Source organism: Micromonospora sp. NPDC005203, from assembly GCF_042872705.1.
GTDB lineage: Bacteria > Actinomycetota > Actinomycetes > Mycobacteriales > Micromonosporaceae > Micromonospora.
Genome location: NZ_JBIAKV010000010.1, coordinates 57,798 through 71,668 on the forward strand (window position 1 = coordinate 57,798; position 13,871 = coordinate 71,668).

At 71.7% G+C, this 13,871-nt stretch carries 11 protein-coding genes; 5 read left to right on the forward strand and 6 right to left on the reverse strand.

The features are described from left to right. Nucleotides 1–118 precede the first annotated feature (118 nt). Nucleotides 119–1,333: an acyl-CoA dehydrogenase family protein gene (locus tag ACFYPM_RS21750; protein WP_387199813.1), complete on the reverse strand. Its 1,215-nt coding sequence runs from the start codon at nt 1,331–1,333 to the stop codon at nt 119–121. After that, on the reverse strand, nt 1,333–2,412 hold the full coding sequence (locus ACFYPM_RS21755; RefSeq protein WP_387199816.1) for a phosphotransferase family protein: 1,080 nt from the start codon (nt 2,410–2,412) through the stop codon (nt 1,333–1,335). Before ACFYPM_RS21755 ends, ACFYPM_RS21750 begins: the two co-directional genes overlap by 1 nt. A gap of 150 nt (nt 2,413–2,562) precedes the next feature. On the opposite strand from ACFYPM_RS21755, the gene ACFYPM_RS21760 reads away from it, so the two are divergent. Next, the gene (locus ACFYPM_RS21760; protein ID WP_387199818.1) at nt 2,563–3,264 is read left to right on the forward strand and encodes an amino acid-binding protein; all 702 of its coding nucleotides are present in this window, start codon (nt 2,563–2,565) and stop codon (nt 3,262–3,264) included. Nucleotides 3,265–3,354: 90 nt separating this feature from the next. Then, nucleotides 3,355–4,407 (forward strand): GNAT family N-acetyltransferase, encoded by a 1,053-nt coding sequence (locus ACFYPM_RS21765; protein WP_387199821.1) that lies wholly within the window; start codon nt 3,355–3,357, stop codon nt 4,405–4,407. A 46-nt stretch (nt 4,408–4,453) separates the two neighbouring features. Here the strand turns inward: ACFYPM_RS21765 and ACFYPM_RS21770 are convergent, their stop codons facing one another. Continuing rightward, the gene (locus ACFYPM_RS21770; protein WP_387199824.1) at nt 4,454–4,855 is read right to left on the reverse strand and encodes a VOC family protein; all 402 of its coding nucleotides are present in this window, start codon (nt 4,853–4,855) and stop codon (nt 4,454–4,456) included. Nucleotides 4,856–5,033: 178 nt separating this feature from the next. On the opposite strand from ACFYPM_RS21770, the gene ACFYPM_RS21775 reads away from it, so the two are divergent. Together ACFYPM_RS21775 and ACFYPM_RS21780 are read left to right on the forward strand one after the other, a co-directional pair. Beyond that, on the forward strand, nt 5,034–7,937 hold the full coding sequence (locus tag ACFYPM_RS21775) for a glycoside hydrolase family 9 protein (protein ID WP_387199827.1): 2,904 nt from the start codon (nt 5,034–5,036) through the stop codon (nt 7,935–7,937). 318 nt (nt 7,938–8,255) lie between these two features. Next, the gene (locus ACFYPM_RS21780) at nt 8,256–10,742 is read left to right on the forward strand and encodes a non-reducing end alpha-L-arabinofuranosidase family hydrolase (RefSeq protein ID WP_387199830.1); all 2,487 of its coding nucleotides are present in this window, start codon (nt 8,256–8,258) and stop codon (nt 10,740–10,742) included. 67 nt (nt 10,743–10,809) lie between these two features. Here the strand turns inward: ACFYPM_RS21780 and ACFYPM_RS21785 are convergent, their stop codons facing one another. Genes ACFYPM_RS21785 through bioB form a run of 3 tightly spaced genes read right to left on the reverse strand, consistent with a single transcriptional unit; the run spans nt 10,810 to nt 12,558 of the window. Beyond that, a complete protein-coding gene (locus ACFYPM_RS21785) occupies nt 10,810–11,316 on the reverse strand; it encodes a GNAT family N-acetyltransferase (RefSeq protein WP_387199833.1) in 507 nt (168 codons plus the stop codon). A gap of 4 nt (nt 11,317–11,320) precedes the next feature. Continuing rightward, complete coding sequence (locus ACFYPM_RS21790; RefSeq protein ID WP_387199835.1) at nt 11,321–11,557, reverse strand: hypothetical protein; 237 nt, start codon at nt 11,555–11,557, stop codon at nt 11,321–11,323. Between the two features lie 5 nt (nt 11,558–11,562). Next, nucleotides 11,563–12,558 (reverse strand): biotin synthase BioB, encoded by a 996-nt coding sequence (gene bioB / locus ACFYPM_RS21795; protein ID WP_387199838.1) that lies wholly within the window; start codon nt 12,556–12,558, stop codon nt 11,563–11,565. 167 nt (nt 12,559–12,725) lie between these two features. On the opposite strand from bioB, the gene ACFYPM_RS21800 reads away from it, so the two are divergent. Next, nucleotides 12,726–13,862, forward strand: coding sequence for an 8-amino-7-oxononanoate synthase (locus ACFYPM_RS21800; RefSeq protein ID WP_387199841.1), 1,137 nt, complete (start codon nt 12,726–12,728; stop codon nt 13,860–13,862). Nucleotides 13,863–13,871: the final 9 nt, after the last annotated feature.

The window sequence follows — 13,871 nt, forward strand, 5'->3', positions numbered from 1 at the left end:
CGGGGCGCGGGGCGCGGGGCGCGGGGCGCGGGGCGCGGGGCGCGGGGCGCGGGGCGCGGGGCGCGGGGCGCGGGGCGCGGGGCGCGGGGCGCGGGGCGCGGGGTTTGTTGTCCGGCGGTCAGGCGGGGGTCCAGCGGCGGAGTTCGCGCTTGGCCAGGGAGCTGCGGTGGACCTCGTCGGGGCCGTCGGCCAGGCGTAGGGTGCGGGTCTGCGCCCAGAGGGCGGCCAGTGGGGTGTCCTGGCTGACGCCGGCGCCGCCGTAGGACTGGATGGCCTTGTCGATCACCCACTCCGCCATCGCCGGGGTGCCGATCTTGATGGCCTGGATCTCGGTGTGCGCGCCCTTGTTGCCGACGGTGTCCATCAGCCAGGCCGTCTTCAACACCAGCAGCCGGGCCTGCTCGATACGCACCCGCGACTCGGCGATCCACTCCCGGACGACGCCCTGCTCGGCGAGGGGCCGGCCGAATGCGACCCGCTCGAGCGCCCGCTTGCAGAGCAGTTCCAATGCCCGCTCAGCCATTCCGACCAATCGCATGCAGTGGTGGATCCGACCCGGCCCGAGCCGGGCCTGGGCGATGGCGAAGCCGGTGCCCTCGGCGCCGATCAGATTGTCCGCCGGCACCCGGACGTCGGTGAAGTCGATCTCGGCGTGCCCGCCGTGGGAGCCGTCGGTGTAGCCAAAGACGGTCATGCCCCGGCGCACGTGCACCCCGGGGGTGTCCCGGGGGACCAGCACCATGCTCTGCTGGCGGTGCCGGTCGGCGTCGGGGTCGGTCTTGCCCATCACGATGAAGATCTCGCAGCGCGGGTCCATCGCGCCGGACGACCACCACTTGCGGCCGTTGATGACGTACTCGTCGCCGTCGCGGATGATCGAGGTGGCGATGTTTGTGGCGTCGGAGGAGGCGACGTCCGGTTCGGTCATACAGAACGCGGAGCGGATCTCGCCCTCCAGCAGCGGCATCAGCCACCGTTTCTGCTGCGCCTCCGAGCCGAACTCGGCCAGCAGCTCCATGTTGCCGGTGTCCGGTGCCGCGCAGTTGACCGCCTCGGGCGCCAGATGCGGGCTGCGGCCGGTCAACTCGGCGAGCGGCGCGTACTGGAGATTGGTCAGGCCGGCGCCGTAGCGCTGGTCGGGCAGGAACAGGTTCCACAGGCCGCGCCTGCGGGCCTCCGCCTTCAGCTCGGCCAGGACCGGGGTACGCGACCACGGGTCACCGGCGGCCACCTGCTCGGCGTGCACCGCCTCGGCCGGGTAGACGTGCTCGGTCAGGAACCGGGTCAGCTCGTCGCGCAGCTCCTCGGTCCGGCTGTCGTATGAGAAGTCCATCACCGCTCCCTGGCAGCGGTCAGCCCGTGCGCGACCAGCGGTGCCACCATCTCGCCGATCCGGTCGAAGCCCTCGCCGAGCGTCTGCCCGAGCGTGTGGCGGTAGTGGATGCCCTCGCAGATCACCGCGAGCTTGAAACAGCCGAGCGCCACGTGCCAGTGCAGCGGCCCGACGTCCACGTCGCTGCGCCCGGCGTACCTGTCGATCAGCTCGCCGCCGGTCGGGAAGCCGGCGCGCGGGCCGAGCCCGTCGGCGACCGGGTTGCCCTCGGCCGTGTCGCTGCCACCGAGCACGTCCCAGTACGTCAGGAGCAGCCCCAGGTCGGCGAGCGGGTCACCGAGGGTGGCCATCTCCCAGTCGAGGACGGCGTGCACGGTCACCGGGTCGGCCGAGGCGAGGAGGTTGTCCAGCCGGTAGTCGCCGTGCACGATCCGCCCGGCGTTCGCGCCCTCCGGGGCGGTCGCCGCGAGCAGGTCACGCAGCTCGTCGATGCCGGGCAGTTCCCGGCTGCGAGAGCGGTCGAGTTGCCCGCCCCAGCGGCGGACCTGCCGGGCCAGGTAGCCCTCCGGGCGGCCGAAGTCGCTCAGCCCGACCGTGGCCGGCTCGACGCTGTGCAGCGCGGCGAGCGTGTCCATCATCGCCATGGCGAGAGCCCGGCGCCGGTCGTCGCCGAGCGGGTCGGTCTGCGCGCGGGTGCGGAACACCTCGCCGGGCATCCGCTCCATCAGGTAGAAGGGCGCGCCGATCACCTCCGGGTCGGTGCAGAGCAGCAGCGCGCCCGGGACCGGCACCTCGGTCGGCGCCAGCGCCGAGATGACCCGGAACTCACGGGCCATGTCGTGCGCGGTCGCCAGCACGTGCCCCAGCGGAGGGCGGCGCAGCACGACCTCCCGGTCGCCGACGCGCAGCAGGTAGGTGAGGTTGGACTTGCCGCCCGCGATCAGGTCGGCCCGCAGCGGCCCGACCGCCAGCTCGGGTCGGTGTTCGGCGAGGTAGCCGGCGAGCCGGTCCAGGGACAGCCCGGCGGGGGAGGCGAAAACGGCGCCCGGTCGCAGCGCACTGACGGCCGGATCACTCATCCGACTAGTTGATGGCAGCTCGCTCACGTTGTCAAGGTCAGAATTTCCCCTCGGGACATGCCTCTGCAACAGGGACGAAATGGTCAACCGGCAGGCTGTACCGCAGCCTGCCGGATGCTTTTCGCCGGCCCGCCGAGCGGAGGGACAGACATGTTGCTGCGAGTTCGGGTCACCCTGCCGGACCGTCCTGGCACGCTCGGCCAGGTCGCTCGCACGCTGGGCGTCTCCGGCGCGGACATCGTCCAGGTGGTGGTCCTCGAACGACTCGGCGGACGCGCGGTGGACGACTTCACCGTCGTCTGGCCGGGTGCCGCCCGGGTGGAGCGGCTGCTGGCTGGTCTCGCGGCGATTCCGGGCGTGCGGGTGGACGGTGTGTGGCGGGCGATCGGCGCGCCCACCACCACCGGCCAGGACGCGGAGTTGTTGGCCCAGGTCGCGGCCAACCCGGCCGACGGGCTGGCCACCCTCGTCGACGCGGTTCCGGGGCTGCTGGCGGCGGACTGGGCCGTCGCCGCCGTGGTGCCTGTCGACTGGGCCTCCCGGACCGGGGGCGGCGGGGCGACGGTGGGGCACGCGAGCTGGCGTACCCCGGTGCCTCTGCGGTTGCCCGAGGTGACCCCGCTGCGCGGTCGGTCGATGACCACGCCCGACGGCACCCACCACGCGATCGCGCCGTTCGGCCGGGCGGGCCTGGTGCTGGTGGTGGCCCGGGATTTCAGCGACACCCTCTGCGCCGCCAACTTCCACAGCACCGAGGTCGACCGGCTCACCCAACTGGTCCGGGCCAGCGCGGTGATCCTCGGCGACCGGCTGGACCTGGTCGGGGCGCCGCCGGTGGTCGCCGGCCCCTGACCGGCCGGCGAGTTCCCGAGCACGACACCACCGGGCAATCGGGCGGCAACAGCCGGCGACGAGGCTCAGCGGTGAGGAAGGGAGCCAACCATGACGTTGTGGCGGATCCGAGCGACGGTGGACGACCGACCGGGCTACCTGTCGGTGCTCACGGCGAGCCTCGCGCTGCGCGGGGTCAACATCCTCACCGTGCAGGTGCAACCCACCGAGCAGGGCGCGGTGGACGACTTCCTGGTCGACGCGCCGGACGCGCTCGACGAGGCGGGCCTGATCGCCGCCGTCGAGCGCGGTCGGGGCCGGGACTGCTGGGTGGCGCGCAGCGAGGCGCGCGGCCTGGCCGACCAGCCCACCCGGGTGCTCGGGCTGGCCAACCGGCTGGTGCGCGACCCGGACGCCGCCGGCGAGGCGTTGCAGACCCTGCTCGGCGCCGACTCGGTCACCTGGCGGCCCGCGTCGACAGGCATCGACCGGGGGATCACCGGCGCCACCATGACGCTGGCCGACCCGGCGGGCGGCTCGTTCGCGCTGCGCCGGGCCGCGCCCGCCTTCACCCCGGCGGAGTACGCCCGGGCTCAGGCCCTGGTCGAGTTGGCCGCCACCGTGGCGCGTCGGGCCGCGGAACAGGTCACCCTGGTGCTGGCCGACGGGGCCGAGGTGGCCGTCCGGCCGGGCTGCGCGCACGACCTGTCCGGCCTCGTCGAGCTGCACGAGACGTGCTCACCACGTAGTCGGCAGCGCCGTTACCTGGGCGGGGGGCTGCTGCCGCAGCCGGCCCGACTGCGCCGGCTGCTGGAGCCGGGGCGCGGGTTGACGCTCGTCGCCACGACCATCGGTGCCGACGGTGCGGCGGGGTCGGTGGTCGCCATGGCCAACCTGCTCGGCGAGGGCGACGAGGCCGAGGTGGCGCTGCTGGTGCGCGACGACTGGCAGCGCAGGGGGCTCGGCTCGGCGTTGCTGCGCCGCGTGGTCCGGCACGCCGATGCGGCCGGGTACGCGGCGTTGGTGCTGCACGTCCAGGCGGAGAACACCCCGATGTTGCGGACGCTGCGCCGGCTGGACCGGCCCAGCTCGGTGGAGCGCGACGGCGCGCTGCTCACCGTCACCGTCCCGCTCGCCGTCGCGGCCGTGACCCGTCCCCGGTGACCGACCTCTGATCGGCTGTCCGGCCGACTCCCACGGCGTGCGTCGCCTAGGTGGCAGCGCCTGGGTTACGACGGCCGGACAGGCAGAACCGGTTGCCCTCCGGGTCGGCGAGGACCACGTACGGCGGTTCGGCCGGGTGTGGGTCGGTGGGATAGTGCCGCCACTCGATGATCCGAGCGCCGAGGGTGAGCAGCCGGTCGAGTTCCTCGTCGAGGGGGCGCTCGGCGGTGTCGAGGTCCAGGTGGAGGCGGGGAAACTCCTCGGCGGGGCTCTCGCTGAGGTCCATCGCTATCGCCGCGCCCAGGGCGCCGGCCGGCGGTTCCAGCACGATCCACTCGTCGTTGTCGAAGCGGGGTGGCCGGCGGCGGTAGCCGAGGGCGGCGGCCCAAAAGGCTCCTGCGCGTCCAGCGTTGGACACGCCCAGGGAGAGCTGCGCGATCACCGCCATTTGCCGATGGTACCCCTTCACAAATGGATGACGGGCGCATTACATTGTCGGTTATCCATGGGAGCGCTTCCACGGCTCCCGTGGTCACACCGCCACCTCGCTGTCGCCGGTGGCCGTGCCGCCCGTACGCCGTCCCGCGTCGGTGCGACCGCCGGCGGCACCTCCGACAGGAGCCCGCATGCGCCACCTGACCCGGCCGTCCAGCGGCCACCCCGGTCGGTCACCGGTCGCCGACCAGCCTTGGCCCCGGCGCTTGCTGGCCGTGGGCGTCGCGCTGCTCACCGGCGCATCCCTCGCGGTGACCGCACCGCCGTCCGGTCCCGCCGCCGCCGCGCCGGCCGCGACCTACAACTACGCCGAGGCGCTGCAGAAGTCGTTGCTCTTCTACGAGGCGCAGCAGTCCGGCAGGCTGCCCGACTGGAACCGGGTCTCCTGGCGCGGCGACAGCGCCCTCACCGACGGCGCCGGCGCGGGGCTGGACCTCACCGGCGGCTGGTACGACGCCGGCGACCACGTGAAGTTCGGGTTCCCGATGGCGTTCAGCGCCACCATGCTCGCCTGGGGCGCGGTCGAGTACCGCAGCGGCTACACCTCCTCCGGGCAACTGCCGCACCTGCTCAACAACCTGCGCTTCGTCAACGACTACTTCATCAAGGCGCACCCGTCGGCGAACGTCCTCTACGGCCAGGTCGGCAAGGGCGACGACGACCACAAGTGGTGGGGTCCGGCCGAGGTGATGCAGATGGCGCGTCCCGCGTACAAGATCGATGCGAGCTGTGGCGGCGCGGACCTGGCGGGGGAGACGGCGGCCGCGATGGCCGCCTCGTCGATGGTGTTCCGGCCCACCGACGCGGCCTATGCGGACAAGCTGCTGGGCCACGCCCGGCAGCTCTACACCTTCGCCGACACGGTGCGGAAGTCCTACCACGAGTGCATCACCGACGCGACGAGCTTCTACCGTTCGTGGAGCGGCTGGCAGGACGAGCTGGTCTGGGCCGCCATCTGGCTGCACCGCGCCACCGGCGAGGCGGGTTACCTGGCCAGGGCCGAGAGCGAGTACGACAAGCTCAACACGGAGAACCAGTCCACCACCCGCTCCTACAAGTGGACGATCGCCTGGGACAACAAGCAGTTCGGCGCGTACGTTCTGCTGGCCAACCTGACCGGCAAGCAGAAGTACGTCGACGACGCCAACCGGTGGCTCGACTACTGGACCGTCGGGGTGAACGGGCAACGGGTTCCGTACTCACCGGGCGGGATGGCGGTGCTCGACTCCTGGGGGGCGCTGCGCTACGCCGCGAACACCTCCTTCGCCGCGCTCGTCTACAGCGACAAGACCACCGACACCACGCGTAAGGCCCGCTACCACGACTTCGCCGTCCGGCAGATCAACTACGCGCTCGGCGACAACCCGCGCAACTCCAGCTACGTCATCGGGTTCGGCGCCAACTCGCCGAAGAACCCGCACCACCGCACCGCGCACGGCTCCTGGTGGGACAGCCAGACCGTGCCCGTCCAGACCCGGCACACCCTCTACGGCGCGCTCGTCGGTGGCCCGTCCGCGGCCAACGACGCGTACAGCGACAGCCGGTCGGACTACGTGATGAACGAGGTGGCCACCGACTACAACGCCGGCTTCACGTCCGCGCTGGTCCGGCTGACCTCCGAGTACGGCGGCACTCCGCTGGCCAACTTTCCGGTCGCCGAGACGCCGGACATCGACGAGTTGACAGTGGAGACCACCGTGGCGCAGGCCGAGCCGCGGGCCACCGGGCTCAAGGTGATGGTCTACAACAAGTCGGCGTTCCCGGCCCGTGCGCTGAGCGACGGGAAGTTCCGGTACTACTTCCGGCCCGACGGCACCGGACCGGTGCAGGTCACCGCCGGTTACACCCAGGGCTGCCCGTCCCCGACCACGGCCAAGCAGTTCAGCGGCGACATCTGGTACGTGGAGGTCGACTGCACCGGCTACACCATCGCCCCGGCCGGCCAGTCGGCGCACCGGATGGAGGTCCAGTTCAAGATCGGGGTGCCGGAGGGCGGCACCTGGGACCCGACAAACGACCCGTCGTACCAGGCCACCGCCGGCCCCAACCGGAAGGTGCCGCTCTACTCCGGCACGACCCGCGTCTGGGGCGAGGAGCCGGGGCCGGTCGTGCCCGACACCACCGCCCCGACCACGCCGGGTAAGCCCGTCGCGTCTGGCCTCGCGCCCCGCTCGGTCACCCTGAGCTGGCCAGCCTCCACCGACAGTGGCGGCAGCGGCCTGGCCGGTTACGACGTCCGCGAGATCCAGGTTGGCGGCGACACGGTGCTGAACCGGCCCGTCACCGGCACCACGCTCACCATCTCGACACTGCTGCCGGAGCACACGTACGAGTTCGCGGTCATCGCCCGAGACGGCGCGGGCAACAGGTCGGCGGCCTCACCGGTGCTCACCGTGACCACACCGCCGACCGGCTCGGCCGACACGACGGTGCCGAGCACGCCCGGCACCCCGGTCGCGTCGGCGGTCACCGCCACCGGGCTCACCCTGGCCTGGACCCCGTCGACCGACAACGTCGGCGTCACCGGGTACCGGGTCTACCGCGAGGCCGGCGCCACCGACGCGCTTGTCGGCTCGCCAACCGGCACCACCGTCGCGCTGTCCGGGCTGACCGCCTCGACGGCGTACCAGTTCTACGTGGTGGCCGTGGACGCGGCGGGCAACACCTCCGCGGCGTCCGCGCCGGTCGCGGTGACCACCGCGCCCCCGCCGGTCGGCGGGGCCTGCACGGTGGCGTACGCCACCACCGACTGGAACCCCGGCTTCACCGCCAGCGTGACGATCACCAACACCGGCACCAGCGCGATCAACGGCTGGACGTTGCGGTTCAGCTTCCCTGGCGGGCAGACCGTCAGCCAGGGCTGGTCGGCGACGGTCAGCCAGACCGGGGCCGCGGTCACCGCCACGGGCCTGTCCTACAACGGGACGATCGCGCCGGGCGCCTCGGTCAACTTCGGCTTCAACGGCGCCCACACCGGCACCAACCCGAAACCGACGGCCTTCACCGTCAACAACGTCACCTGCACCGTCACCTGAGCTGAGTTCCGACGAGATCTTGGACAGTTTCCGTTCTGGCTGAACGGAAACTGTCCAAGATCTGTGCCCGGAGTGCGCGGATCGCCATACCGGTCAGCTCCGAAGGCGGCGGACATTGCCTTGGCCGGCATCTTCAGCTCGTCGAGCAGATCCAGGTCGGCGGTCGCCGGCCGGCCCAGCGTGGTTCCGAAACTTTTTCGAAACATCATTGCCCGGACCCGCGCGTGTGCAAGCATCGACTGAGTTGGATTTCCCCCCACCGAGACCTCCGGTCGTCCCGCCTCGACGGCCCGGGTGTTGGCCAGTAAGGAGGCCGAGATGGCAATCAGCCCATCCGTTCATCGCGGCGGGACCCGCCGACGGCGATCAGCCGCCGTCCGAGCACTGCTCGCCGGCGCGTTCAGCGTCGTGACCGTCGCCGCCGTCGCGGTGATGATGCCCTCGGCGAACGCCGCCGCGACCACGCTCGGCGCCGCCGCCGCACAGTCGGGCCGGTACTTCGGCACCGCCATCGCGGCGGGCCGGCTCAGCAACTCGACGTACAGCACGATCGCCGGTCGCGAGTTCAACATGATCACGGCCGAGAACGAGATGAAGCCGGAGGCGACGCAGCCCCAGCGGGGGCAGTTCAACTTCACCTCCGCTGATCAGATCTACAACTGGGCGACCCAGCGTGGCCTGAAGGTCCGTGGGCACACCCTGGCCTGGCACGCGCAACAGCCGCCCTGGATGCGGACCCTGAGCGGCAGCAGCCTGCGGCAGGCGATGATCGACCACATCAACGGCGTGATGGGCCACTACCGGGGCAAGCTCGCCGCGTGGGACGTGGTCAACGAGGCGTTCAACGAGGACGGCAGCCGCCGCAGCTCCAACCTCCAGAGCACCGGCAACGACTGGATCGAGGTGGCGTTCCGCACCGCGCGGGCGGCTGACCCGTCGGTCAAGCTCTGCTACAACGACTACAACATCGAGAACTGGTCGTACGGCAAGACGCAGGGCGTCTACCGCATGATCCAGGACTTCAAGTCGCGTGGCGTGCCGATCGACTGCGTCGGCCTGCAGACCCACTTCACCGGCGGCAGCTCGCTGCCGAGCAACTTCCAGACCACGCTGTCCAGCTTCGCCGCACTCGGCGTGGATGTGGCGCTCACCGAGGTCGACGTCACGAACGCCTCCACCACCCAGTACGCCGGGCTGACCCAGGCGTGCCTGAACGTGCCGCGCTGCATCGGCATCACCGTCTGGGGCGTCCGCGACAGCGACTCCTGGCGCTCGAACGAGAGCCCGCTGCTCTTCGACGGCAACGGCAACAAGAAGGCCGCCTACAACTCCGTCCTCAACGCGCTCAACGCGGCCCCGCCGACCTCGGGACCGACGGTGAGCCCGACCGTGAGCCCGACCGTGAGCCCGACCACGAGCCCGCCGCCGACGGGTGGCGCCGGCCGGATCGTCGGGGTGCAGTCGGGCCGGTGCATCGACGTGCCCAACGCCACGCAGACCAACGGCACCCGCGTCCAGCTCTACGACTGCCACAGTCAGTCCAACCAGCAGTGGACGTACACCAGTGGCAAGCAGTTGCGGGTCTACGGCAGCAAGTGCCTGGACGCGAACGGGGCGGCCACCGCCAACGGCACCGCAATCATCATCTGGGACTGCGGCAGCGGAACGAACCAGCAGTGGAACATCAACTCCAACGGCACCATCACCGGCGTGCAGTCCGGCCGGTGCCTAGACGTCTGGGGCACCGGCAACGGCCAGCAGGTCCAGCTGTACGACTGCCACGGGCAGACCAACCAGCAGTGGCGGACCGACTTCGGCGGCACCCCGCCGACCACGATCCCGCCGACCACGACGCCGCCGACCACGATCCCGCCGACCACGACGCCGCCGACCGGCTGCGCACTCCCGTCGACCTACCGGTGGTCGTCGACCGGCGCGCTGACGAGCCCGAAGAACGGCTGGGTCTCGCTCAAGGACTTCACCAACGTGGTCTACAACGGCGAGCACCTGGTCTACGGGTCGTACGTCAACAGCAGCGGCCAGTACAGCTCGATGAACTTCAGCACGTTCACCAACTGGTCCGACATGGCCTCGGCCGGCCAGAACGCAATGAACCAGGGCACGGTGGCGCCCACGCTGCTGTACTTCGCCCCCAAGAACATCTGGGTGCTGGCGTACCAGTGGGGACCGACCTCGTTCAGCTACAAGACGTCGAGCGACCCGACCAACGCCAACGGCTGGTCCTCGGCGCAGACGCTGTCCACCGCCACCCTCTCGGACGCCCCGTACGGGGTGATCGACCAGACCCTCATCGGTGACGACCAGAACATGTACCTGTTCTTCGCCGGGGACAATGGCAAGATCTACCGGTCGAGCATGCCGCTGGGGAACTTCCCGGGCAGCTTCGGCTCGACCTACACGACGATCATGACCGACTCGACGAACAACCTCTTCGAGGGCGTCGAGGTCTACAAGGTGGCGGGCCAGAACCAGTACCTGATGATCGTCGAGGCGATCGGCAGTCAGGGACAACGCTACTTCCGCTCGTTCACGTCCACCAGCCTGGGCGGCTCGTGGACCCCGCAGGCCACCAGCGAGAGCAACCCCTTCGCCGGCAAGGCCAACAGCGGCGCCACGTGGACCAACGACATCAGCCACGGTGACCTGGTCCGCACCAACCCCGACCAGACCAAGACCGTCGACGCCTGCAACCTGCAGTTGCTGTACCAGGGCAAGGACCCCAACGCGGGCGGCGACTACAACCTGCTGCCGTGGCGGCCGGGGGTACTGACCCTCCAGCGCTAGGCGTCGCTCCGTTCGCCCAACACCAGGCGTGTCCGGCATCGTGCGGTGCCGGGCACGCCTGTCCGCCTCAGCCGGGCAGGTCCTCGGCGAGCAGGTCCATCAGCAGGGCGTCGTGCCAGCGGCCGTCCTCGCCGCGCTCGTAGCGGCGCATGACGCCCACCGGCCGGAACCCCACCTTCGCGTACGCCCGGATGGCCGCGCTGTTCGCCGCCGCCGGGTCGATCGTGAACCGGTGGTGGCCGTACTCGTCGATCAGGTGCCGGGCCAGGGTGTGGATGGCGTCCACGCCGAGTCCTTCACCGCGGGACTCCGGGCTGAGGAAGACGTCGAGGCTGGCGTGCCGGTAGTCCGGGTCCGGCTCGGCGTGCCACTGGATCGCGCCGATCACCCGGCCGTCGTGCTCGATGGCGTACAGGGCGAGGTCGTCGTCGTCCAGGTCGGCCTGGACGGACGCGGCGAGGTCGTCGCCGCCGCGCCACCACCGGCGTACCTCCGGTTGTGCCCGGATGGCCGCGAGGGCCGGCACGTCCGCGACCGTCGCCGGTCGCAGTGTCACCGCACGCCCACGCAGCATCGGCTCAGCCCCGGCGCTCGCCGTGCTCGACGCAGACCGCCGCCCAGCCGACCGGCAGCACCTGCACCTTCATCCGGCGTCGGCAGCGCGGGCAGTAGCGCGGCGGCTCCAGCTGGCGGGCCGCCGCGCAGCCCGGGTGGGGGCCGTCGGTCACCGCCGCACCGCACCTGTCGCACCAGAGCGCGATCGCCGACACCGACCGGCCGTCGGGGGTCGGTTCGGCGTCGGGGGTTGTCGTCATCGTCGTCACAGCGTGGCGGAGAGCGCCTTGACCGGCATCTTCAGCTCGTCCAGCAGGTCCAAATCGGCGGTCGCCGGCCGACCCAGCGTGGTCAGGTAGTTGCCGACGATCACCGCGTTGATCCCGCCGAGCAGACCGTCCCGGGTGCCCAGGTCACCGAGGGTGATCTCGCGACCACCCGCGTACCGGAGGATGGTGCGGGGCATGGCCAGCCGGAACGCGGCGATGGCCCGCAGCGCGTCCTTGCCCTCCACCACCGGACGGTCGCCGAGCGGCGTGCCCGGCCGGGGGTTGAGGAAGTTGATCGGCACCTCGTGCGGGGCCAGCTCGGCGAGCTGCGCGGCGAACTCGGCCCGCTGCTCGACGGTCTCGCCGAGGCCGAGGATGCCACCACAGCACACCTCCATGCCGGACTCGCGCACCATCCGCAGCGTCTCCCAGCGCTCCTCCCAGGAGTGCGTGGTGACCACGTTGGGGAAGTACGACCGGCAGGTCTCCAGGTTGTGGTTGTAGCGGTGCACGCCCATGTCGACCAGCTCGTCGACCTGCTCCTGGGTGAGCATGCCCAGCGAAGCGGCGACCTGGATGTCGACAGCCGCCCGGATGGCGGCGACGCCCTCGCGCATCTGCTTCATGAGCCGGGCGTCCGGGCCACGCACCGCGGCCACGATGCAGAACTCGGTCGCCCCGGTCTTCGCCGTCTGCTTCGCGGCCTCGACGAGCGACGGGATGTCCAGCCAGACCGACCGCACCGGGGAGGTGAACAGGCCCGACTGCGAGCAGAAGTGGCAGTCCTCCGGGCAGCCGCCGGTCTTCAGCGAGACGATGCCCTCGACCTCGACCTCGGGGCCGCACCACCGCATCCGCACCTCGTGGGCGAGTTGCAGGGCGGCGGGCAGGTGCTCGTCGGGCAGGTTCAGCACCGCGAGGATGCCGGCCTGGTCGAGGCCGACACCGTCACCCAGCACCTGGGTCCGGGCCTGGTCGAGGATCTCTGGCATGGCTCGTAGCCTACTAGGCCTGGTCCACGCCCCCCGATCAGCCGGAGTGGCCGGGCAGCCCGCCGGCCGTCCGCACCGAGTGGATCCGTCGGGCTGACGGGGGCGGGTGGTAATTTCGCCCGGCGGGTGTCGGGCTGACCGGCGCGGACGGCGGCGAAGGGGTGACGGTGGCGGACTGGCTGGCGGCGCTCGACCGCCGTGCGCAGTTGCGGGCGAAGGCGGGGCTGACCCGGCGGCTGCACCCGCGACCCGCCGGCGACGGGGTGACCGATCTGGCCGGCAACGACTACCTCGGCCTGGCCACGCACCCGGAGGTCACCGCGGCGGCCATGGCGGCGCTGTCGGCGTACGGGCTGGGGGCCACCGGGTCCCGCCTGGTCCGTGGGTCCACCGACGCCCACCAGGCGCTGGAGGACGACCTGGCGCAGTGGTTGGGCACCGATCGCGCCCTGGTCTTCTCCTCCGGCTACCTGGCCAACCTTGGTGCGCTGCGGGCGCTCGTCCAACCTCGGACGCTGCTCGTCTCCGACGCCCACAACCACGCGTCCCTGATCGACGGCTGCCGGATCTCCGGGGCGGAGACGGTGGTCACCCCGCACGCCGACGTGGACGCCGTGGCTGCCGCGCTCGCGGCCGCTCCCGGCCGCCCGGCGGTGGTGGTGACCGAGTCGGTCTTCTCGGTCGACGGTGACCTCGCACCGCTAACCCGGCTGCACGCGGTGGCCCGCCGCCACGGTGCGCTTCTGCTTGTCGACGACGCGCACGCGCTCGGCGTGACCGGTCCGGCCGGCGCCGGCGCAGTGGCCGCCGCGGGGCTGGCCGGCGAACCGGACGTGCTGGTGACCGCCACACTGTCCAAGGCGCTCGGTGGCGCCGGCGGTGTGGTCGCCGGCCCGGCCGAGTTCGTCCGGCATCTGGTCGAGACCGGGCGCACGTTCATCTTCGACACGGCACTGCCACCGGCGGTCGCCGCCGGGGTGCATGCCGCGCTGCGACTGGCCCGGGTCGGCGACGAGCTGCGCGCGGAGCTGTCCGACCGGGTGCGGCTGGCGGTCGGTCGACTGGCTGCCGCCGGGCTGTCCGTCTCCGCGCCGGACGCGGCGGTGATCTCGGTGACCGCCCCCGGGCCGGAGGCGGCGACCGCCTGGGCCGCCGACTGCCGGGGTCGGGGTGTCGCGGTGGGCTGTTTCCGGCCCCCGTCCACCCCGGACAGCCGTTCCCGCCTGCGCCTCACGGTCAGCGCCGGGGTGCCCCGGGTGGATTTCGAGCGGGCCCTGGAGGTCATCGTGGACTGTGCCCCGTGAGCGCGAGGA

Excerpts from the sequence above, each read along its gene's own strand:
- ACFYPM_RS21750 (WP_387199813.1), bottom strand. The coding sequence starts at position 1,333 with ATGGACTTCTCATACGACAGCCGGACCGAGGAGCTGCGCGACGAGCTG.
- ACFYPM_RS21760 (WP_387199818.1), top strand. The coding sequence starts at position 2,563 with ATGTTGCTGCGAGTTCGGGTCACCCTGCCGGACCGTCCTGGCACGCTC.
- ACFYPM_RS21775 (WP_387199827.1), top strand. The coding sequence starts at position 5,034 with ATGCGCCACCTGACCCGGCCGTCCAGCGGCCACCCCGGTCGGTCACCG.
- ACFYPM_RS21785 (WP_387199833.1), bottom strand. The coding sequence starts at position 11,316 with ATGCTGCGTGGGCGTGCGGTGACACTGCGACCGGCGACGGTCGCGGAC.
- ACFYPM_RS21790 (WP_387199835.1), bottom strand. The coding sequence starts at position 11,557 with ATGACGACAACCCCCGACGCCGAACCGACCCCCGACGGCCGGTCGGTG.
- ACFYPM_RS21765 (WP_387199821.1), top strand. The coding sequence starts at position 3,355 with ATGACGTTGTGGCGGATCCGAGCGACGGTGGACGACCGACCGGGCTAC.
- bioB (WP_387199838.1), bottom strand. The coding sequence starts at position 12,558 with ATGCCAGAGATCCTCGACCAGGCCCGGACCCAGGTGCTGGGTGACGGT.
- ACFYPM_RS21770 (WP_387199824.1), bottom strand. The coding sequence starts at position 4,855 with ATGGCGGTGATCGCGCAGCTCTCCCTGGGCGTGTCCAACGCTGGACGC.
- ACFYPM_RS21780 (WP_387199830.1), top strand. The coding sequence starts at position 8,256 with ATGGCAATCAGCCCATCCGTTCATCGCGGCGGGACCCGCCGACGGCGA.
- ACFYPM_RS21755 (WP_387199816.1), bottom strand. The coding sequence starts at position 2,412 with ATGAGTGATCCGGCCGTCAGTGCGCTGCGACCGGGCGCCGTTTTCGCC.